The organism is Thermoanaerobacter sp. RKWS2 (assembly GCF_026240795.1).
GTDB classification, from domain to species: domain Bacteria; phylum Bacillota; class Thermoanaerobacteria; order Thermoanaerobacterales; family Thermoanaerobacteraceae; genus Thermoanaerobacter; species Thermoanaerobacter ethanolicus.
In genome coordinates this window covers 442,351-463,842 of sequence record NZ_CP110888.1, presented here as the reverse complement: position 1 = coordinate 463,842, position 21,492 = coordinate 442,351, and the positions used below count along the sequence as shown (strand labels likewise).

General features: G+C 32.5%; 22 protein-coding genes and 4 pseudogenes. 4 read left to right on the top strand and 22 right to left on the bottom strand.

The genetic code is table 11. The annotated features are described in order from the left end of the window. Positions 1-127 precede the first annotated feature (127 nt). Positions 128-763 carry a hypothetical protein gene (locus OEI98_RS02300; protein WP_266039377.1) on the bottom strand — a complete coding sequence of 212 codons (636 nt, stop codon included), beginning with the start codon at positions 761-763 and terminating at the stop codon, positions 128-130. A gap of 385 nt (positions 764-1,148) precedes the next feature. On the opposite strand from OEI98_RS02300, the pseudogene OEI98_RS14960 reads away from it, so the two are divergent. Next, a pseudogene (locus OEI98_RS14960) lies at positions 1,149-1,500 on the top strand (transposase); the annotation flags it as partial. Positions 1,501-1,703: 203 nt separating this feature from the next. Here the strand turns inward: OEI98_RS14960 and OEI98_RS02290 are convergent. From OEI98_RS02290 to OEI98_RS02205, 18 genes and pseudogenes are all read right to left on the bottom strand, one after another. Beyond that, complete coding sequence (locus OEI98_RS02290) at positions 1,704-2,249, bottom strand: GNAT family N-acetyltransferase (RefSeq protein ID WP_416237344.1); 546 nt, start codon at positions 2,247-2,249, stop codon at positions 1,704-1,706. 297 nt (positions 2,250-2,546) lie between these two features. Further along, positions 2,547-3,320 (bottom strand): IS21-like element helper ATPase IstB, encoded by a 774-nt coding sequence (gene istB, locus OEI98_RS02285; protein ID WP_266039373.1) that lies wholly within the window; start codon positions 3,318-3,320, stop codon positions 2,547-2,549. Continuing rightward, positions 3,286-4,545 carry an IS21 family transposase gene (istA, locus tag OEI98_RS02280; protein ID WP_266039371.1) on the bottom strand — a complete coding sequence of 420 codons (1,260 nt, stop codon included), beginning with the start codon at positions 4,543-4,545 and terminating at the stop codon, positions 3,286-3,288. Before istA ends, istB begins: the two co-directional genes overlap by 35 nt. Positions 4,546-4,641: 96 nt before the next feature. Next, complete coding sequence (locus OEI98_RS02275; RefSeq protein WP_266039369.1) at positions 4,642-4,827, bottom strand: hypothetical protein; 186 nt, start codon at positions 4,825-4,827, stop codon at positions 4,642-4,644. Between the two features lie 237 nt (positions 4,828-5,064). After that, entirely contained in the window at positions 5,065-6,231 is a 1,167-nt protein-coding gene (locus tag OEI98_RS02270) for an amidase domain-containing protein (protein ID WP_266039352.1), read from the bottom strand. A gap of 129 nt (positions 6,232-6,360) precedes the next feature. Further along, complete coding sequence (locus OEI98_RS02265) at positions 6,361-6,954, bottom strand: hypothetical protein (protein ID WP_266039350.1); 594 nt, start codon at positions 6,952-6,954, stop codon at positions 6,361-6,363. 157 nt (positions 6,955-7,111) lie between these two features. Continuing rightward, the gene (locus OEI98_RS02260) at positions 7,112-7,312 is read right to left on the bottom strand and encodes a helix-turn-helix domain-containing protein (protein ID WP_043884069.1); all 201 of its coding nucleotides are present in this window, start codon (positions 7,310-7,312) and stop codon (positions 7,112-7,114) included. Between the two features lie 4 nt (positions 7,313-7,316). Beyond that, positions 7,317-7,718 carry an RNA polymerase sigma factor gene (locus tag OEI98_RS02255; RefSeq protein WP_266039345.1) on the bottom strand — a complete coding sequence of 134 codons (402 nt, stop codon included), beginning with the start codon at positions 7,716-7,718 and terminating at the stop codon, positions 7,317-7,319. Positions 7,719-7,916: 198 nt separating this feature from the next. Then, on the bottom strand, positions 7,917-9,110 hold the full coding sequence (locus OEI98_RS02250) for an ABC transporter permease (protein WP_266039343.1): 1,194 nt from the start codon (positions 9,108-9,110) through the stop codon (positions 7,917-7,919). Next, positions 9,091-9,822 carry an ATP-binding cassette domain-containing protein gene (locus OEI98_RS02245; protein WP_266039341.1) on the bottom strand — a complete coding sequence of 244 codons (732 nt, stop codon included), beginning with the start codon at positions 9,820-9,822 and terminating at the stop codon, positions 9,091-9,093. The genes OEI98_RS02250 and OEI98_RS02245 overlap by 20 nt, the downstream gene beginning before the upstream one ends. Positions 9,823-9,837: 15 nt before the next feature. Beyond that, a complete protein-coding gene (locus OEI98_RS02240) occupies positions 9,838-10,368 on the bottom strand; it encodes a hypothetical protein (RefSeq protein ID WP_323053805.1) in 531 nt (176 codons plus the stop codon). Positions 10,369-10,441: 73 nt separating this feature from the next. After that, positions 10,442-12,052 (bottom strand): putative ABC exporter domain-containing protein, encoded by a 1,611-nt coding sequence (locus tag OEI98_RS02235; RefSeq protein WP_266039337.1) that lies wholly within the window; start codon positions 12,050-12,052, stop codon positions 10,442-10,444. Then, entirely contained in the window at positions 12,049-12,762 is a 714-nt protein-coding gene (locus tag OEI98_RS02230) for an ABC transporter ATP-binding protein (RefSeq protein WP_266039335.1), read from the bottom strand. Before OEI98_RS02230 ends, OEI98_RS02235 begins: the two co-directional genes overlap by 4 nt. A gap of 287 nt (positions 12,763-13,049) precedes the next feature. Continuing rightward, a pseudogene (locus tag OEI98_RS02225) lies at positions 13,050-14,725 on the bottom strand (ABC transporter ATP-binding protein). Between the two features lie 227 nt (positions 14,726-14,952). Continuing rightward, entirely contained in the window at positions 14,953-15,429 is a 477-nt protein-coding gene (locus tag OEI98_RS02220; protein WP_266039333.1) for an ABC transporter permease subunit, read from the bottom strand. Next, a complete protein-coding gene (locus tag OEI98_RS02215; RefSeq protein WP_266040535.1) occupies positions 15,426-15,725 on the bottom strand; it encodes an ABC transporter permease in 300 nt (99 codons plus the stop codon). Before OEI98_RS02215 ends, OEI98_RS02220 begins: the two co-directional genes overlap by 4 nt. A gap of 61 nt (positions 15,726-15,786) precedes the next feature. Continuing rightward, positions 15,787-16,281, bottom strand: a complete 495-nt coding sequence (locus tag OEI98_RS02210; RefSeq protein ID WP_266039331.1) for an ABC transporter ATP-binding protein — start codon at positions 16,279-16,281, stop codon at positions 15,787-15,789. 106 nt (positions 16,282-16,387) lie between these two features. After that, the gene (locus OEI98_RS02205) at positions 16,388-17,098 is read right to left on the bottom strand and encodes a DUF3108 domain-containing protein (protein WP_266039329.1); all 711 of its coding nucleotides are present in this window, start codon (positions 17,096-17,098) and stop codon (positions 16,388-16,390) included. Positions 17,099-17,190: 92 nt separating this feature from the next. Here OEI98_RS02205 and OEI98_RS15230 point away from each other — a divergent pair, with 92 nt between their 5' ends. Next, positions 17,191-17,295, top strand: a complete 105-nt coding sequence (locus tag OEI98_RS15230; protein ID WP_416237347.1) for a 50S ribosomal protein L33 — start codon at positions 17,191-17,193, stop codon at positions 17,293-17,295. A gap of 787 nt (positions 17,296-18,082) precedes the next feature. Here OEI98_RS15230 and OEI98_RS02195 read toward each other — a convergent pair. Then, entirely contained in the window at positions 18,083-18,406 is a 324-nt protein-coding gene (locus OEI98_RS02195) for a DUF1648 domain-containing protein (RefSeq protein WP_266039325.1), read from the bottom strand. Between the two features lie 94 nt (positions 18,407-18,500). On the opposite strand from OEI98_RS02195, the gene OEI98_RS02190 reads away from it, so the two are divergent. Continuing rightward, complete coding sequence (locus tag OEI98_RS02190) at positions 18,501-18,860, top strand: PfkB family carbohydrate kinase (protein ID WP_323053804.1); 360 nt, start codon at positions 18,501-18,503, stop codon at positions 18,858-18,860. 146 nt (positions 18,861-19,006) lie between these two features. Here the strand turns inward: OEI98_RS02190 and OEI98_RS02185 are convergent, their stop codons facing one another. Then, positions 19,007-19,369, bottom strand: coding sequence for a hypothetical protein (locus OEI98_RS02185; protein WP_266039323.1), 363 nt, complete (start codon positions 19,367-19,369; stop codon positions 19,007-19,009). A 247-nt stretch (positions 19,370-19,616) separates the two neighbouring features. Here OEI98_RS02185 and OEI98_RS02180 point away from each other — a divergent pair. Then, positions 19,617-21,107 (top strand): annotated as a pseudogene (locus OEI98_RS02180) (IS1182-like element ISTte1 family transposase). Between the two features lie 9 nt (positions 21,108-21,116). Here OEI98_RS02180 and OEI98_RS02175 read toward each other — a convergent pair. Then, positions 21,117-21,438 (bottom strand): annotated as a pseudogene (locus OEI98_RS02175) (helix-turn-helix transcriptional regulator); the annotation flags it as partial. Positions 21,439-21,492 lie beyond the last annotated feature (54 nt).

Sequence of the window (21,492 nt, the reverse complement as noted above, 5' to 3'; positions counted from 1 at the left end):
ACTCATATCTATTTTCCTTAACTTTGTAAACTATTTTGGTGCACCCCAAAACATATTATTCAATTCTGTAAATGCTTCTAGTGAAGCAAATGATTTTCATAAAATCCATTAACTTTACATGCCAAATTCAATATATCTTCACTTCAGCATTTTCTAAAAGTAAATATTCTTCTCCATCCCTCCACTTAATTATGAGTTTTATAGGCTTTTTAATGGCTTCCAAAATTTTTTCCCTATCTTTCACATCAATTTGATTTATATTTGGCAACCAGGTAAACCGACTAATTTCTGTCATATAATCCATCTTCTCATTATTTTTCACATTTAAATCTATCTTCTGCTGATTTAGAGTACCGAAATATAATATCCCAGACATTATATAAGGCTGCAATCCTTCGTCAACAAATGCTTGTGCTTTAAAGTCTCTTATAACTTTATCACTAATATTTTTTATTATGATTGTATACTGTAAAGAGGTATATTTATTAGATTCTTGAGCTTCTTTTGCATTTTTAGCCCATTCAGAAGTTTCATTGCCAGAAAATTGATATTTCTTCCCTACCTCAATTAGAGTATAAATTTTAAAATTCTTACTTTGTGTAGAATAATTCAAGTCAGGAGCCTTATTAGTATTGTATAAAAATGGATGGCTTCTATTGTAGTTATAATAATCATATCCTATCAATGCTACCACAACAAAAACCATTAGTAAAACCCAAAATAACGCACGTTTGAGATTTTTACCACCTTTATTTTCGCTCATTTTTCTAAATTCCCCTCCTTACCTCTCCCTTTTCTTCCATTATACCTCTTTAAGTGCCAAAATTTATTAAAAAATTCTTAAATTTTGTTACAAAATAATTACAATGTAAATTGCCGTCCTATATACAAGCAAAAAAATACAGGGTGACCCTGCTATTTGCAAATTATAAAAAATTTTTTACACCCCAAATAATTAAAACACAAGGGACGGTTCCTCTTGCCTAAATTTTAAATCATTCAGACAAGAGAAACCGTCCCCAGCGTTTGTTTTGTAATTTTGTTATGAATTGATGCCTTTGCTATTGCTGAAAAACTGAGATTCAGTAGGCTCTCCAAATCTTGTTCTGTAGATTTTAGATATCTTGCTTTCCAGAGGCTTACTAGCCATCGCAGCCAACTTAATATCTGAGATAGGCGGAATCTCAAGGTTTGATAATAATAATACCCTTGCAAAATTTTCCGGCCTTTATTGGTCAGAGTACCAGTCTGCTGATTTTAAAGCGGAGGACATATATCTCAAGCGTACTGGTAATTAGTATCTCAGATTTATTTAAGCAGCTGACTCAGGAAGTATTTAGCTGAGTTCTCACAATACTATGCCCGCAAATTTAAAGAAAGCAAAACTCACAAGCATAAACGTGCTCTTGTATTGACTGCGCGTAATTAGTCTTCACTCTGCTGCGCGAAGAAAAACTTTATAAATCTCCAATAATGAAAGGAGATGATTGTATAAGTTAACATATTATCCTATAACTGTATTTTACATTAATTTTCATCAGCTTATTGCGTGATGGTTAGCTTTGCTAAGCCCTTTTTAGGTTATTTTATTAAATTTTTTGAATTTTTTATCACCTTCCTGACATATTACTAAAATACTTTTAAATCAAAAATTTATTAAAAAAATTTACGAATTACTTTCCTCGCTTACTTTAAATTCCTGTTTATCTCCTTCCATATTTCTCATCAAATTCCTCTTTTAATATGCTCATTATATACTCATCATAGTATCTGCCATCTCTAAACAACCTCTTTCTTAATACACCTTCTTTAACAAATCCACATTTTTCATAAGATTTTATAGCACGAGTGTTAAAGGAATACACGTATAATTCCACTCTGTTCATGTTCATCTGTTCAAATATAAATCTTATCAGTACTTTCATTGCATCCGTGCCGTATCCCTTTCCCCAATATTCCTTGTCACCGATAAAAATTCCCACAACCGCCACTTTATTTTTCCAGTCAATTCCATTTATTCCACAGCCTCCTATGTACTTTCCATCCTCAAGGGTTTCAATTGCAAAACTATATGTGTCCTTTGAAGAAGATAAACTTTCAAACCATTTGTATTCATCCTCTAGCGTTAAAGGATATGGAATTCCCGGAGTCAAATATCTTTTTACTTCCGGGTCATTTATATATTTCAAAGCGAGTTCCACGTCCTCTTTCCTATAAGCCCTGAGTCTTACCTTCTCTCCTGTAAACAACCTATCCACCATCCTTTCTCAATAAAAATTTTAAAAGTTATTAATTATTAGCCGTGGCAAACAATTTATATTAACGTTATCTTAACATATATGTATAATACATTCAATACTTAGAATACTTAAAAATAGGAGAGGAAATTATATCTCCCGCGACTATTTTCACACCTGCTTCTTCTGCTGTCTCAGCCATAGATTTTACTATTCTCTTCAAATCTTCTATTGAATAACTGTCAATAGCGGCTTAAAATTGACCCATTTTCAACGGTTTTAAATTGACCCACCCTGCGTTTTTTTAATTTAAGCCTTACCGTTTGGACTACCGTAATAAAGACCAGTCTTTAACCTATCCTTTAAACGATAGCTGTTACCTCTTATGTTGATTATATGAGCATGGTGCAGCAATCTGTCCAAAACCGCAGTTGCAAGAACCGGATCCCCCATTAGTTCACCCCATTCTCCAAATCCTTTGTTGCTTGTAAGTATTATGCTCCCTCTCTCATACCGTGTGCTTATCAGCTGAAAAAAGAGATTTGCTCCAAGGTTGTCTAAAGGCAAATACCCTACTTCATCTACAACAAGAAGCCTTGGCCTTATGTAGTTCCTCATCCTTCTATCTAATCTGTTCTCTTCATAACCTTTTTTAAGGTCTTCAATTAGTTTTGATAGAGTGATAAAGTAAACTGGTATTCCCTGCGATAGTGCTTCTACAGCAAGTGCTACAGCTAGATGTGTCTTACCCACTCCAGGAGGTCCAAGAAACATCACATTCTCCGCACGGTGTACAAGGGCCATCGTAGCAAGTTCTTTTATCAGCTTCTCATCTATACTTGGCTGAAATGTAAAGTCAAATTCTGCTAGTGTTTTTCGGTATGGAAGTCGGGCTAGTTTGAATCTTACCTCAATATTTCTCTTCTGCCTTTCTGAAAGCTCTGTTTCAAGAAGCTCATTTAATAAGTCAAGATATGTGCTGTTTTTGTGCTGCGCTCTTTCAAGGAGTGAATCAAGTAAAGAAGCTGCACTCAGAAGTCCCAGTTCTTCAAGATGTAGTCTGGCTTTCTCCAGATCTATCACATCCTGTCACCTCCGCTAGACTTTCATAAAGACTAAGTGAGCGTCTCTCAACCTCTAGTGAAAATAGCTTGATTGCTTTTGGCCTGGGATAAAGCATCCCTTCTGCTGCTTTTAAACCTTTGTACTGGCCTTTGAGAAAAACTGTACTTCTTGAACGATAATGTTTGTCATGTACTGCTATTACCTTGCTATCGTAGAGAATTTCAATTTTGCCATTTTTCTCTCTTACAACTACCTCTTTCCCGCTGTACTGCCATGGTACTCCATACCTTACACCATCATAACTCAAAAGACCATCTTTATGTACCTTCCTTGGTTCCTCCAGAAACTTTTGATATTTATCCAATGAAGGCAAAGGCTTTAAGTTTTCCCTCTTTAGTCTGTCAATTGGTCTTTCTCCTGTAGTACCATGTACTCTTCTGTTTTTCTTATCGCACCACTCTACTGCCTGACGATTTAAGTCACCATAATCTAAAAATCTTCTCCCGGGCAGAAAATTGTCCTTGACAAAGTCTATTCCGCTTTCTACTTTGCCTTTTGTCTGTGGACGCCTAGCTTTGCAAACTCTGGGTACAAATCCCAAAGTTGCTGCAAGGTCCTCAAATACTGCATTCCATAGAGGTTTCTTGTTTGCATCTGTACCTATGATTACAGTTTTCATTCTGTCAGTAAGTACAACGTCAGTTACTCCACCAAAATATTCAAAACCATGGATAAGGCAGCGATTGAAAGTGTGAACATCACAGCGATTTGTGAATTCCACATACATTGCTCTTGAATAACCAAGTACCATGACAAAGAGATAGAGTTTTCTTACTTCTCCTGTTTCCTGATCAATGTAATTGTATTCACCCCAGTCAACCTGGGCTTGTTCTCCAGGCTTTGTTTTATTACGGCATACAGCCTGAATATGCTTTGAAGGTCTAAACTGCCTTACATAGTCTCTTAAAATAGTCTTTCCTCCAGTGTAACCTTCTTCTTTTATTCTTTCGTAAATAACTTCACAGTTAAATATTCCCATGTTAATGTACTCATGAATAGTATCTTTGTAAGGGTCAAGTTTTGAACCTCTCTTAGGACGAGGTTTTCTTTCGGGGATTCCCTCTGCTCTGAGATACTTTCTTATTGTGTTTCGAGAATGCCCTGTTTCTCGTGAAATTGCACGAATACTCTTGCCTTTTGCCCTGAGTTCATGTATCATGATAATAGACCCACTCCCTAGCATTTTTTATCTCCCTCCGATCCTTTCTTGGTTGATTTTAGATCAGAGGGATATTTCGACAGGGGGTGGGTCAATTCCTTCTCGTTACTCCTGGGTCAATTATACACCGTTAGTGACAATTACTTCTTCTTTACTCTCACTTTCCTCATTATTTCTTGGTGCATCCAAAATTAGAAGTCCTCTATATTTTACTTCTTGATATTTCTTTTTAAGCTTTACAGATTCAAACTTAACATGTCTAGCTAAATACCCAATAAAAACTAATTCCACCTCATTTTCTTTCATTTCTTTTTCCCTCCTTGCCTCTCCCCTTTCTTCCATTATACCTCTTTAAATGTTAAAATTTAGTAAAAATCCTTAAATTTTGTTACAAAATGGTTACAATACAACCTGATATAATACGTTAAAAAAATACAGGTGGTCTCACCTGTAGTTCTCCATTTTCTAGAAATCTTTTGCCTTCAAACAAACATAACCATTTCCTGTGTTTGTAGTAAAAAACATAATTATTTTTATAAATTCTTACTCTATTTCTCTAAAATAATATGGATTAAAATATCTTTTTGCACCTATATAGTCTTGATAATAACGATAGGTATTGGATGTATGTTGAGCAAATTTCAAAGTAGCTTTATCAACAAGTATTACTGTATGATCAAATTTACCGTCATTGTAAAAATCAATTTGCATTATTCCTCCATTATCTAATGAATTTATACTATCCACCACAATAACACGAGGTCCAGGTGTATCAATGGACTTAAAGCTTGTCATATAAGTCCAGAAAGCTTCAACATTCTCCCAATTTTTTGAGCCTCCACCTGGACCGGCATACCACCCTTCCTCATATGAACCAGGAACCATCATCACTCTATTTAATATGTCATCCATAGTATCGTTTGCACCAAATCCATACCATAAAACTTGGGAGGCAAAATTTGTGCAATCTCCGCCCCCAGCAGTTGCTACATAAAACTTAGTATTACTGTTAAATACATATTTGTTTGCATATTCAACACCTCTTGATTTGTTGTAATAATGATTCACTGCTGGTAAACTAAGAATTCCAGCATTATTTTTTAGTTCAACATCACTGAAGTTTTTATATTCTTTTTCTTTCAAATCAGGAAAAAATTCACGATCAATCATTTTGGCTAGTTCTTTTGGTTGAAATTCTTTTATTAATTTTTCTTTTGAAATTTCATAAAAATTTAATTCATTATAATCATGTTCTGTAATTTTCCAATCACCTTCCATTTTTGTTAACTTAAATACATTTTCGCCATCACAAATAAAAGGCGGATAGGCATTCTGTGCATCTAATTTTATTTCTAATATAACACTTGCTTGATTATCTTTTATATCAATACCTTTATAATTGAACTCTAATGGAAACCTTGTCTTTTCAATATAACAATAACCTTTTTGATAAATATAATTTCTTCTTGCTGTTAAGTTTTTTAGTGCTATTACTTTATTTTGATTTTGTATTTTAGTCATGTCAAGGTAAGGAGTTATATCTTTATATTGCATTTGTAAATATGCGTCGTACTGTACGTTGTAAAAAGATTCAATAGTATTTTTAATATTTTCTTCTTCAATAATTTGGGAAGAGAGAGATTTTGCAAAAACAACATAATTTGGTATTACTAAAATTAAACATAATATCACTAACATTATCTTTTTCATTACTACTTTCTCCTTTCAGATTTTTTAAAAATTTGAAAAACACGAAATTGATTTTTAAATTATATTTAAGAACTGTGAAAAAAACATAAAATGTAGATTTTTTGTTTACTCAAATTTTTATACGAATTGTTATTTAATTCTAAATTCTTTGTCTATTTGTTCTTTTATTTGTTCATAGTCAGGTTCAGACAATTTTTTATCAGTATAAAGCTCATATGCCCTTAAATCCCATTCATTATAAATATGTCTGGTTATTTTCCATCTTCCTTCCTGTTTTTCTAATTCAAAAATATTTTCACCATAAGAAATAAACGGCGGGTATGCCTCTTTTACTTTTATCTCTAAATCAATCACCGCTCTCGCTTTATCCCCATCAATTTCTATATCTTTATAGTGAATTTCATAAGGAAAACGCCTTTTTTCAATATAACAGTATTTTTTCTCATCCATATACTTCCTTCTAAATACCAATGTCTTTAGTGCAACAACTTTATTATGATTCTGTATTTTGGACATATCTAAGTAGGGTGTTATGTCTATATATTCCATTTGCAGATATGCTCTGTATTGTGTGTCATAAAATCCTTCTATAGTAGATTTGATTGCTCTTAGTTCATTGTTATTAGGACTCAAAACATCTTTTGCCCAAATTTGAAAAAATACACTAATAATGATTATTGCTCCTACTAATACCACTATAAACATCTTACGTTTTTTAATCATTTCCCTACCCTCCAAAACTCATAATTAATCTCCTCCTTCTTTTATTCCCGGGGAATACTTTTCATAAACATTTTCACCTCCCACTTTTTTATTTCCCCCTCTATCTATATAAAAGCTAAAATTTCTAAAAAATATTCCATGATCCAAAATTTTATTTTCATTTTATCTCAAAATTCTTTACTGCTCTTATTATAATCTCGATTAAATCCTGCCTTAACTCTTCTTTTATTTCTTCATCTGCACCTTTTACACTATTCATTATCAAGGTCTCAAAGCGCTTTATTATTTCCTCTATAGCCTCTTTATCCCCCTGTTTTGCTTTCAAAATAATTTCAAAAAGCCTTTCACATTCCTCCATAGTTTCAAACTTCCTTTATAAATTCTTCCAATTTTCTAAGAGCCCTTTTCTTCATTTTGCTTATACAAGACTGCGTTTTGTGGAGCATTGATGCAATTTCTTTTTGAGATACGCCTTCTACAACATTTAGCATTAATACCTCAAATTCCCCTGGTTCAAGTAATTCTTTATACTGTGAAAGCATACATTTATCCATTACCTCATCCTCAAATGAGATATAACTGTATGTTATGCTATCAATTGCCCCTTCTTCACTCTCGCTTTTTTCATTATTTCTTGGTGTATCCAATATTAAAAGTTCCCTATATTTTACTTCCTGATATTTCTTTTTAAGCTTTACAGATTCTAACCTAACATATCTAGCTACATACCCAATAAAAGCTAATTCCACCTCATTTTCTTTCATCTCTTTACCCTCCTTGCATCTCCCTTTTCTTCCATTATACCTCTTTAAATGTTAAAATTTATTAAAAAATCCTTAAATTTTGGTTACAAAACGGTTACAATTTAAAACATAGAAGACGGTTTGCTTCATCTGAAAAAACAGATGAAGTAAACCGTCCTCAGTGTTTGTTTTACTTACATTTGCTAATTATAAAAGTTTTTACACCCTAAATAGTGCCCATTCCTGTTTAAACATTAGTGCTGCTATATATATACTAATAGCCACATATACTATTGATGAAAATACAAATATCCCTATGTGTGTCATATTAATAATTCCATAAAGTAATTCTTTAAATATTGAAATAGTCCCAAATACAGGTATTGCAAAATAAGATATAGGTATTTCATTTGGCATTTTATACATCACCAAATATGCCGGAATTATTGCAATAAACATTAAAGGTGAAATATATGTCTGCCCTTCTTTAAAAGATTTTGCATATGCACTTAAAGCAAGCTCCAGTGCAGCAAATATTGATGCTGTAAAAAAGGCAGCCACGAACATGACAACTATTGCCGTTGTACTCAACCTAAAATCGGCATTTAAAGATGCCATATCTTTATTTAAAGAAAAGGAAGCAAAAAGTCCCAAAAGTGAAGCAATAGCACTTATAAGTGCCATGGTTGTTACAGCTAAGTATTTGCCTGCCATTATAGAAAGCCTTGATGCAGAAGTCGTAAGTAAAGGTTCTAACGTACCTCTTTCTTTCTCACCTGCCGCCAAATCAACAGCTGCTCCCATACCTCCTGTTGCCGTCCATAAAGTCAAAAGCATTGGCACAATGAATGCTAAAAAAGACCCTGCCATTTTACTCTGTGAGGCAATATTTTCTGTCTTTATTGCAATTGGATCTAATATTTTAGGATCTATGCCTTTAGCTATAAGTCTTTCTTTTACAATATTATTCGCATATTCTTTTATAAGACCTCTTATCATATTCTCTGCATTTGAAGATTTCATATTTGACATGTCTACCTGAATTGTTAAATCAGCGTTCTTGCCTTCTTCTATATTTTTATCAAAATCAGAAGGTATAACTACAATTGCCCTTATATCGCCTTTTTCAAGACTTTCTTTGGGATTTTGCAAACCCGTTACTATACTTATTCCTGTCGATTTTAAATAATTTATAAATTTTGCATTATTTCCTTCATCTATAATTGCTATTTTTGTCTCGCTTATTTTTTGTTCTGATATGCTTTCTGCTCCACCTATTACTATGTACATCATTATAGGAATAAACAAGGCAGGAAGTAAAATTGTAACAATCCATGTCTTTTTATCTCTAAAAATGTCCTTTAGCTCTTTTTTCAAAACTATGTATACATGCTTAAACTTCAATTTTCTCACCTATCAATTCCATAAATAATTCTTCAAGATTGTCTGTTTTGTATTTCTCCTTTAAATCTGCAATAGTCCCTTCCTCTATAAGTTTTCCTTTGTGTATTATGCCTATCTTGTCGCAAAGTTTTTCTACCTCTGACATGCTGTGGCTTGAGAAAATAATTGTCTTTCCTTCTTCTTTACAAAACCTTATAAAGTCGTGCACTTCTCTTACTGAACCTACATCGAGTCCTGACGTTGGCTCATCAAAAAGCATCACCTTAGGGTCATGTATTATTGACCTCACAATTGCTACCTTTTGCTTCATTCCTTTTGAAAGCTTGCCTGCTGGTCTATCAATAAATTCAGTCATATCAAATTTACGGGCTAATATATCAATTTTTTTATTTGCCTCCTTTTTATCCATATCATGAAGCTCTGCAAAATAAAGTATATTTTCCCTTGCAGTAAGCCTGTCGTATAAACCGCTTTCTCCTCCAAAAAGTATCCCAACTTCTTTTCTTATCTCTTCTGGTTCTTTTATTAAGTCTTTTCCATTTATAATGGCTGTCCCATTCGTAGGCTTAAGCATTGTAGCAAGCATTCTTAAAGTTGTGGTTTTACCAGCACCATTTTCACCTAAAAGCCCATATATTTCTCCTTCTTCTACTCTAAAACTTAAATTGTCTACTGCCCTTATGTTTTTAAACACTTTAGTCAATCCATCTACTTCTACCAAAATTATCCCTCACCTTCAATTTTTATCATTTTCTAAATCTAGTACCAATTTATATAAGGCTTCTTGAATCGCTTGACTGACTTCTTCAAGAAAATCTTTTGAAATTCCCTCTGATTTAATTTCCGGTTCTGGAATAGGTTCAAACCAAGTAAGAAAGAGTTTTTCCATAAATTCTTTAGCAAAATTCTCCGTCACAATGCGGTCATCAAAATCTGAAACTGATAGAAGTTTTCTTTCATCTCTAAAAAGTATAAAATCCCAAAGCCTTATTCTTCTAGTTTCTATAATTTGTAAGAATAATTCTCTTGCCTCTTTTGTCATCTCCCCTTTTACAGCAATAGCTCCCTTCATACCACTCCATGGCTCCACAAAAACTTTAGGTAGCTCAAGAAATTCTTCTTTCCCTTCAGAAAGTGTCATTGTTGGATCATCAGGAAATCGAACTTCAAAATGAGATGCTGAAAGTACACCATATTTAAGCATAACTTCCCATATATCAGTACCTCTTCTCTTTCCTATGTAATAATATTCTCTTTCTTTTGACATAGCTCTCACTCCCATCTCACTATCAAATCCTTGTAATACCATCATAAATTATAAAGTTAAAAACAAAGGGACTTTATTTCAGCTCCAACCTCTCAAATATAAAGTTTGCAAAAAGTAAAAACACTCCCGATTCCAAAAACATCATTAAAGCCGCTGTTAAAACTCCTATTACCATATTCTTTGTTATAACACCTAAGGGAACCGCTACTGCTACTACTGGTAAGAGTATAAATAAAAAACCAAAAATCTTAAATAAAGGCATTGCTACTTTAAGGTCTTGTTTTGAAGGAAGTAAAAGCTGCATGAATGCAGCAGAAAAACTGTCTAAAGTTGAAAAACTTATAATAAAAACTATTGCCGTAATAGTGTTTAAAATTCCAGGTTTCATAAATATTGATGCCGGAACAATAATAAGTATTGCCGCTATAAAAGCTTTAAGTAATGGAATAAGATTAACAGCTATCAATTTTTCAATTCCCTCTCCCGGAATTATGTATATATACATTTTATTTAATTCTGTACTAACTGTAGAAGCAAAACTTAAAATCCATGTTATATAGGCATAAAAGAAGGACATTGCAAATATAATAGTAGGGTCATCCTTGGGCAAAAAATATCCAAAAGCAATTGATGCTAATAGTAAAAATAAATTGTAGTAATTAAAATATATAGAACCTAAACTCCTTTTATTTTCAACCATTTTTAGCCATATATAAGCCCATGGACCTTTGGGCTGTAGATTAATTACTACATCTTTTTTCTTTTTTATTTTCTTAGCCGATTCTTCTGCTGAACTATAAAAGCCTTCTTTTTTAACTTTATTTCTTATTTCTCTGACTCTTTCACTGTAAGTAATAACTTCTTCGTAATAATCTGTTGCAAAATATAAGGCTATCAAAATAATACTAATTATTGTTAACAACTGTATAAACACTAATTCTAAGTTATAAGCACCCTCACCTGTAAAATATGAAAGAATAAGTAGCTTTGAAGGCCCCAATATAGGCACATAGTCCCATGCATTAGAAGATAAATAATCAATAATGCCAAATATACTTCCTGCCTTATATATAAAATAAAATCCAAAACCTGCAATTAAAATTAAAATACCAGATAGAATGTACTGTATCAATTTTTTTGCATTAAATTTCATTGAAATTGAGTAAATTAAAAAATTTAGCGGCACTAAAGCAAATATATTGGTAAATATGCCTAAATATCCATATACCAAATTTGATGAATATTCAGTAACTGACATCATATTACTTAAAAAAGGTAGATACACCACAAATAGTATCGAAAGAGCAAAATACTTGAAAATACCTTTAACCATATACCACAAAAAGATTTTTCTTTCATCTATAGGTGATGAAAAAAGAAAAGTCATATCTCCATCTTCAACAATTATTCCAGGCTGTTTTAAAGAACTGTATATTGAAAGTATTATCTCAAAAAGTATTATTATAACTAAACCTGCCTCTAAAAAGGATAACTTGAGCTCACTTACTTGAGAAAGTTTTGCCTTATTATCCATATTCCCAAGAATAATAGAAATAAGCATCAAAAAATATCCTAAAAACATAAAAAGATAAACAAATATTCTGTTTGGATTTCTAATAATATCCTTTATTGAATTTTTTATCTTCATCAATTCAAATATAAAAAGTGCATTTATCTCACTCATTTTGTTACCTCCAAAAACAAATCTTCCAATGAGCCTCCCGGTCCTGCCTTTTTCATTACTTCTTCAAGTGTGCCCTCATATATGAGTTTTCCTGTTTTTAAGATAAGCACCCTGTCTCCAAGATTTTGCACAGAATCTAACATATGTGTACTCAAAAGTATAGACTTCCCTTCTTTTTTAAGCTCTTTTATGGTATCTTTAAGTTCTCTTATAGCTTTTGGATCAAGTCCTACAAAAGGCTCATCAAAAAGCATAACCTCTGGTTTGTGTAAAAGTCCGCATATTACCATAACCTTCTGCCTCATGCCCTTTGATAAATTAGCTCCCAATTCATCCTTTTTATCCATAAGGTCATAAGCTTCAAGGTATTCTAAAGCCTCTTCTTCCCAATTTTCAAGTTTATAGGCAAGAGCAATAAATTTCATGTGCTCCCAAACTGTAAGCATAGGGTATATATCCGGAGTTTCAGGTATATAAGCGAGCTTAAATTTCGCTTCTTTATCTTTGTAATCATAACCACATACTTTTATTTCTCCTTCCGTCTTTCTCAAAAGCCCCATTATAGTCTTTAAAGTAGTGCTTTTCCCTGCACCATTTGGACCTATAAGCCCTACAACTTCACCAGGATAAATCTCAAAAGAAATCCCATCAACTGCCTTTACCTTGCTATAATACTTTTTTAGATTTTTTACAGAAAGTACACTATCCATCTTCGACCTCCGTTTATGCAAAATTTTAAATGCAAATTATAATCTCTCAAACCATAATAAAGAACAATCACTGGAACACAATACTATAAATTCTACAAAATTCCCTAAAATCCTTCTTCTATTTCCAATCTACAGTAAAATTTAACATAAACTTAACATATCTTTATCAGATTACATTTTCACATTTCATTTAGTACCATTAAAAAGTGCTATCAATATTAAGAATAAGACCAGTTTTATTATCATAGAGATATGTGTCTTTGTTAGCCATTTCATAAATTAAGATATTATTCATGCTTTTCACTCCTATCATAATAATTTGCCATTAAATGTACAATTTTATTACACACATCATCAAAATAATCAGAGTGATCCATTATTATACATATCTTGTTATCCAATTCATCTTTTATAAACTTTTTTATCAATTCTTTTGTATCTTTATCCAAATGTGCCGATGCTTCATCAAATATGAAGACATCAGAATCGGATTTCACCATAGCACGAGCTATCGCTAGTTTATGTATCTCACCGCCCGAGAGTTTCACACCATTTTCTCCCACCAAGGTTTGATCTTTTAAAGGTAAACTCTCTACAAAAGCTTTCAATCCCGATTTTCTTAAAACTATTTCATATTTTTCATCATCGACATTGTTTATTATTTTTATATTGTTTTCGATTGTATCGTTAAATAAGAAAATCTTCTGTGACACTATTGAAACTCGACTCCTCAGGGATTTTTTGATAGCTTGTTCAACTCCACTCCATTTATCAAGATTTCCCCCTCGTAATTTTCATAAAATCCCAAAAGTAATCTTATTACCGTTGATTTCCCACTTCCGTTCGGTCCTTTCAAAAGCACTTTATCTCCTCTTTCTGCTTTCAAATTGAAATTTCTTAAAACGTACTCCTTCCCATCAGGATAGCAGAATCTTACTTTTTTCATTTCTATTTCATTTATTTTATCTATTTTTATCTTGTCAAGCGTTTCATCTTCTTCGGAATATTTCATAAAGAAATCTCTAATCCTTTCCAACGCTACAAACGCTGGTTTGAAAGTATACATGCTTAAGCTCCAATTGACCACAGGTGCATACAGTTTTCCAAAATATCCAGTAAAAGCCATATAAGTCCCTATAGATATACTTTCTTGAATAACTAATTGTCCTCCCAAATAAAGCAAAAGAACACTTACAAGGGAAGATAGAAGCATGATCGCTTCAGAGCCAAACGACAATAAAATGCCGTATTTTATAGATGATTTCACGTATTCCTTGTTAATTTCATTTATATTCTGTGCTTCTTTCTCCTCTAAAGCCATCCTTTTTATCTCTTCTGCTCCACTTATGGATTGTTGGAATTTTCCGTGAAAAATAGCTCCTTTCTCCATTGTTTCGCTAGTAACTTTGGCAAAGGCTGATTCAAAAGTTCTCGAAACTAAATAGAAAATGGGTATTACTAGAATCAACAACAGAGTCAATCTCACGTTCAGAGAAAACATAATCACCATAGCACCTATGAATTCAAAAATACTGAGGATTAACTTGAAACTCTGTAAAGAAAACAATGAACTCAAAGAATCAGCCTCTTTGAACCTCGAAACAATGTATCCACTTTCGCTGTTTGAGAAAAACTCTAGTGGTAGTTTCAAAATGCGATTTGTTAAATCTTTTTTTATGTCAAAGAGTGTATTCTGACTGAGAAGTGTAAAAAGTGCCGAACTTAAGTAGTTTAAAAAACTCTTCAATATGTACACCCCAGTAAGTACTAAGACATATTTGGTCAATAAATTTAGATTTCTATTCATTACCCCTTCATCGAAAGCAAGTTTGGTAAGATAAGGCGGTAAAAGAGAAATCAACGATAACGCTACTAAAAAAGTAAAAGATAGAATAAAGAGTTTTATTTTAGGCTTTACATATTTAAAGACAAGATGCAGTAGTTCCAGTTCTTTTGCCTTCATGCTCTTTTAACACTCCTTTTATACTTCTATCTCTTTTTCCTTCTTATATCGTTCAAAATAATAATACAGGATAGCAAAAGTGACTAAAACGACGAGAGTTGTAAGAATTCCTCCTTCTGGTCCAAAAGCCCCGCTTGAAAGTAAATTATCTTTTGAAAAAGTTTTATAAAAGCTTTCAGTGGTATTTCCGCTTACATTAAATCCAAATATATATCCTTGAAACAGTTCTAAAGCAGCAAATATTGAAGCTGTAAAAAGGCAGCTACAAACATAATAACTATAGCTGTTGTCCCCATTTTAAAATCAGTATTTAAAGATGCCATATCCTTATTTAAAGCAAAAGATGCAAAAAGTCCCAAAAGTGAAGCAACAGCACTAAGTAGTACCATGGCTGTTACAGCCAAGTATTTGCCTGCCATTATAGAAAGTCGCGAAGTAGAAGTCGTAAGCAAAGGCTCCAATGTTCCTCTTTCTTTCTCACCAGCAGCCAAATCGACAGCAGCCCCTATACCTCCTGTCGCTGTCCATAAAGTCAATAACATAGGTCCAATGAATGCTAAAAAAGACCCTGCCATTTTACTCTGTGAAGCTATGTTTTCTGTTTTTACTGCAATTGGCTCAAGTATTTTAGGGTCTATCCCTTTGGTTATAAGCCTTTCTTTTACAATATTATTAGAATATTCTTTTATAAGGCCTTTTATCATACTCTCTGCATTTTAAGATTTGACATTTGCTCTGTCAACTTGAATTGAATTAATAAATCAACATTCTTACCTTCATCTAGACTTTTATCAAAGTCAGAGGGTATGATGACAATTGCCTTTATATCTCCTTTTTCAAGACTTTCTTTTGGATTTTGTAAATCAGCCGTTATGCTTATCCCTGCTGACTTTAAATAGTTAACAAGTTTTTCATTATTCCCTTCATCTATAACTGCTATTTTTACATCACTGGCCTTTTGATCTGATATGCTTTCTGCACCTCCGATGACTATATACATCACAACAGGAATAAAAAGTACTGGAATAAGACCATATATACATGTTTAAACTTCAATCTTCTCACCTACCAAATTCCATAAATAATTCTTCAAGATTGTCCGTTTTATATTTTTCCTTTAAAACTTCAATACTCCCTTCCTCTATAAGTTTTCCTTTGTGTATTATACCTATCTTGTCGCAGAGCTTTTCTACTTCTGCCATACTGTGGCTGGAAAAAATAATTGTCTTCCCTTCTTCTTTGCAAAATCTTATAAAATCGTGTACCTCTCTTACTGAGCCTACATCCAGTCCTGAGGTAGGTTCATCAAAAAGCATCACTTTAGGTTCATGTACTATAGACCTTATAGCCTCTGGCTCTTTTATCAAATCCTTGCCGTTTATTTTTGCTGTACCACTTGGGGGTTTTACCATAGCCACCAGCATCCTCAGAGTCGTAGTTTTACCTGCACCGTTTTCTCCTAAAAGCCCGTATATTTCTTCTTCTACTCTAAAACTTAAATTGTCTACTGCTCTTATGTTTTTAAACACTTTAGTCAATCCGTGCAGTTCTACCAAAATAAATCCATCCTTATTTCAACTCTATCCTTTCAAATATAAAATTGGCAAAGAGTAAAAACATTCCAGATTACAAAAACATCATTAAAGAGGATGATAAAACATTTTATTTGTTATTTTCAACCTTTTTAAGCTTATACACAAGTTTTCCATTGTCATATTGATACAAAAGCCTATTTTCATCATCTGAATACCATATATACTGCTTAGCTGTTCCTGCCTTTGATTCAACTTTAAAGCATTCTGCTTCTCCATACGGAACTGTCACTTTCTCTTTAGATACAACTTTATTTGTAATAGGTACTACCTGAGCAGTTGAAGCTATAGCATCATATACAGTAAACTCTGCTCCTACTTTAAAGGGATATGCCCTCATAATCATAAGAAGAGAGTCATTATCATAATAATATTTAGGAAGTTTAACAGTTAGATTCTGCTCCCCTTTGGGAGTTTTAGCCTTAATATTCCACTTATCCTTGTAGGTAGTCTCTATCTTTATATCCCCTTGTGGTGACATTACATCGTAGTAAGAATTCAAAGGCATTAAAGTATCAGATTTAACTGTACTACCAGTATTCAGTTGCGTTGAGTCAATCTTTGTGATAGACGATATCTCATAAGTATTTGTGCTTTGAGACTTTTCAATTGTAAATTCTGCTGTGCCAATTAATTTGTCATTCTCAAAAATGTCATAGGTAAGCCTCTGATAATCTCCCCATGGAATCCTGTCAATCTCCATAGGCTTTGCATTCTGTGAACACCCCGCAAGAACAAACAATGTAAAAATTATAACTGGCAGTAAAAATTTTTTTAACATACTTAGACTCTCCTTTCCCTTTTAATAGCATTTTTATAAAGAAAATAAAGCAAAACATAGCCTAACAGTGTACTTGACAGCAAAAATACTACATAAGCATAAATAAGAACAGAACGCAAAACAGGATAATATTGAAAAAACATTGCAAAGTTGTCAATAAACATGTGATAAAGCATTGCAACAGCAAAATATATTAAGAGACTAACGAATTTTTTATTAAAAACATACCTGCTAAAGCCTATTCCTATTATGCCTCCCATAATGCCGTGCATTTGAATAGCAAGAAATCTTTCAAAAACATAAACAAAACCGACAAATGTTCCTACAGGAAACTGCATTCCGAAAACTCTACCATATTGAGGATTATAAAGCAAAAACATCAAAGACATCGCTTCGCCTATACCATAAGCAAGCCCTGTATATGTAAAAATTGCTGTAGAATATTTTAAATCTTTAAATTGTACCATCATATTCTTATCAAGAAAGTATACTACAACCAATACAGCTAATAATTTAGCTAATTCTTCCCAAAAAGCATTATCCGCCTGCACAACTGTAAGCACATACCACAATGAAGTGTTTAAACTTAAAAGATACACTTCCCAGTGCTTTCTCAATAAAAATACTATTTGAAATAAAAAACCAGAAATGAACAAATACACCCACATCCTGTTTTTTATATGTATATCCCCCTTTCTCAGTGCTATAAACAAGAACGAAAATACTATAATTACATCAACAAGTACCATTACAAAAAACATTCAAAGTACCCCCTATCTCATCGTTTTCATTTTCTGCAACCTTAAATTTTATACTTTGTGTGAGACAATAAAGTTATTAAACAAGAAATTTTTTACACAACACTATAAATTCTACAAAATTCCCTAAAATCCTTCTTTTATTTCCAAGCCATAGCAAAATTTAACATATATCTCTATCAAATTACCTTCTTACAGTTCTAACTATTTATAATCAAAAAGCTTACTATTTTCGTATAAAAACATACAATAGAAAAATGTCAAAAAATAAAAGTATAGCCCCTGCTGCAATATCACATGTCCCATGAAAAATTTTCTTTTTCCCTTTTGCTTGGGGATATTTTATTGCAATATAAGAAAACAACTGCAATATAGGTATAAAAAATATAAATTCCAACTTAGATACAGCATAATTTATATTTCCAAATGTATCCCTTTGAAGTGGTATACTTTCAGGTAGATACTTATATGCGAAAATATTTATAATAAAGGTTATAACTGGAAAAATATAACCACATTTATAAAAATAATTTATTATTCTTCTTGACATTTTAGTACCATCCACCTTTATTTACTTATTTTACTATAAAATGTTTTCAAAAAGTTAAAATTACAATTACCCTTTCAAAACGCTTTTTAAATTTATTATAAGAATTATTACATCTACAATTAGCATAAGCAGTGTACCTTCTGCGGCAAAAGAAATAAGTGAAAAATACGGCATAAATGATGTGCTTGTAACCCTTGGAAAAGATGGTGCTATTGCTTATGTAGATAAAGAAACATACAAAATAGATCCAATAGAAGTAAAAGTAAAAAGCGCAGTAGGAGCTGGAGACTCTTTTCTTGCAGGATTTGTTTATAAAAGAGATGAGTCGGTAGAAGAAGCATTAAAATGGGCGGTAGCCAGCAGTTCTGCTTCAGTTATGAATGAAGGAACAACTCTGTGTAAAATAAAGGATGTGGTAAATCTTCTTGATAAAGCTACTGTAAAAAGGATATAACTTAAATGGGCGTAAGCCTACCATAAAATAAAAAATGGCACTACATATATAAATGCTACAAAGTCTGTCAAGGGCTACGCCCATTCATATTACATTATCTTGTCATCTCAGATTTTTTAGACATGCACACTGCCTCCTATATATTTTTAACCCAATTTTAATAGTGGAATCTTAAATATCAATACGAAGAAAAGGAAAGATAGTACCAATATTAAATCAGAAATAAATCCGTCAACGGAAGCGTTAATAAACCGCAAATTTTCACTGGCGTATTTCCTAAGAGGATAATACACAACACCTGCAAAAACAGGAAAAGATAAAATCGCAAGCAGTATTCCATACACAAAATTATATTCCATCTTCAATGTATTAAACCCTACTGCCAGAAGACACACTAACCCTCCCTCGGCGATGAGAAAATAGATCGTTTTTAACGTTCTTTTTATGTCTCTCTTATTTTCACTTTCCATCACTTCATTCTCTCCCCTGTTAACATTTATATTTTCCATAAAAATACCCCTTTCTTTTATATTAAATCTTCCTACTACCATTATAATATCCAAATTTATACTCTGTCTACTATATTTTAGTATAGTTTTTATTACATTTCCAGTTAATGTTTACATAAATAAGCAAAAAACTATACTAAAGTATAGTTTCAGACTGTTGACAAAATATCGGGAACCCGTTATGATGAGAAGGGTTCCTTGTTTGTTTTTTTAACGGTACAAAGCAAAAGAGGAGAGGAGAAGAAAGATGTTATCAAAGAAAGAGGATGCAAGACATCAAATAGAATTTGTAAGCATAGATCAATTAGTACCACAAGACCACCTTTTAAGAAAGATAGAAAAAGTCATAGACTTTAGCTTCATATACGATTTAGTAAAAGACAAATATTCCGAGGATCACGGCAGACCAAGCATAGACCCAGTAGTACTCATAAAAATACTTTTCATTCAATATCTTTTTGGCATACCATCGATGAGGAGGACAATAGCAGAAATAAAAACAAATGTAGCGTATAGATGGTTTTTAGGGTATGGGCTGACAGAAGAAATACCTCATTTTTCAACATTTAGTCAGAACTACATAAGAAGATTCAAGGGGACGGATATATTTGAAAAAATATTTACGAAAATTTTAGAGGAAGCAATAAAACATGGGCTAGTAAATGCGGAGGAAGTATTCATAGATTCAACTCATGTAAAAGCAAGCGCCAACAAGAAGAAATACACAAAAGAGATAATAGAACAAGAAGCTAGAATTTATCAAGAAAAACTAGAAGAAGAAATAAACAAGGATAGAGAGGCTCATGGTAAAAAGCCATTAAAGAAAATCAAGAAGATAAAGACGAAAGAAGTGAAAGTAAGCAAAACAGACCCAGATAGCGGAATGTTAAACAAAAACGGAAAATAAAAAATCTTTGCATATTCTTTTCATACAGCCTGCGATAAAAATGGATTTGTATTAGGAGTAAAAGTAACAGCAGCAAATATACACGACAGTGTGATGTTTCAAGAAGTATTAGAAGAAGTTGAAAAGAGAGTAAGAAAACCGAAAGCAATAGCAGTAGATGCAGGCTATAAAAATCCGTACATATTAAAGACAATATTTGATAGACAAATAATACCAGCAGTACCATACACAAGGCCAAAAACAAAAGATGGTTTCATGAAAAAACATGAATTTGTTTATGATGAATACTATGACTGTTACATATGCCCGCAGAATGAAATATTAACATATGTTACAACCAACAGAGAAGGATATAGAGAATACAAATCAAACCCAGAAAAATGTAAAAACTGTCCTCTAAGAGAAAAGTGTACCCAAAGTAAAGACTACACAAAGAGGATATTCAGGCACATATGGGAAGGATATGTAGAAGAAGCAGAACACCTAAGGCATACACCTTACTGTAAAGAAGTATATGAGAGAAGGAAAGAGACAATAGAGATAGTATTTGCAGATTTAAAGGAGAAGCATGGTTTGCGATAGACGACGTTAAGAGGGAAGGAAAAATTGTCCATGCAAGCGATGCTTGTTTTTGCTGCCATGAATTTAAAGAAAATGGCCTTATGGTTATGGAGGAAGGGCAAAGGGCCTTTTGACATTTCAAAACTTTATCCATTATTTGGAGTTTTAAAGAAAATTTTATCCAGATATATACAGCCCCTGCTTTCGGTACTAAGAAAACAGGGGCTAAAATTTTGCTTTGTCAACAAACTGAACTATACTAAAGTATAGTCTCAAATTTTAATCTACATCTATTAAACCTAACTTCTGCTTTTATCACTGCCTCTTTGATATTTTTTACTCCAAGTTTTTCTAATATCTTTCTCTTGTGATATTTCACAGTCACAACCCCTATTCCAAGAGCTTCTGCTATGTCTAATTCTCTGTATTTCTTTGCCTCCAATACCAGTATTTTTATCTGGTTGTCATTTAATTTTATCTTTATCTCTTTTTCTTTCAATATCTTTTCATATTCAACTGCTATTTTCTCAGCCAGCAGTTTTATTACCATTGATACTTCATTTGTGATTTTTTTATTAATAGTTGATATATCAACATAACCATGATAATAAATTCGCTCATCTTCTTTACTCTTTCAAGTGCTTCATACAACACT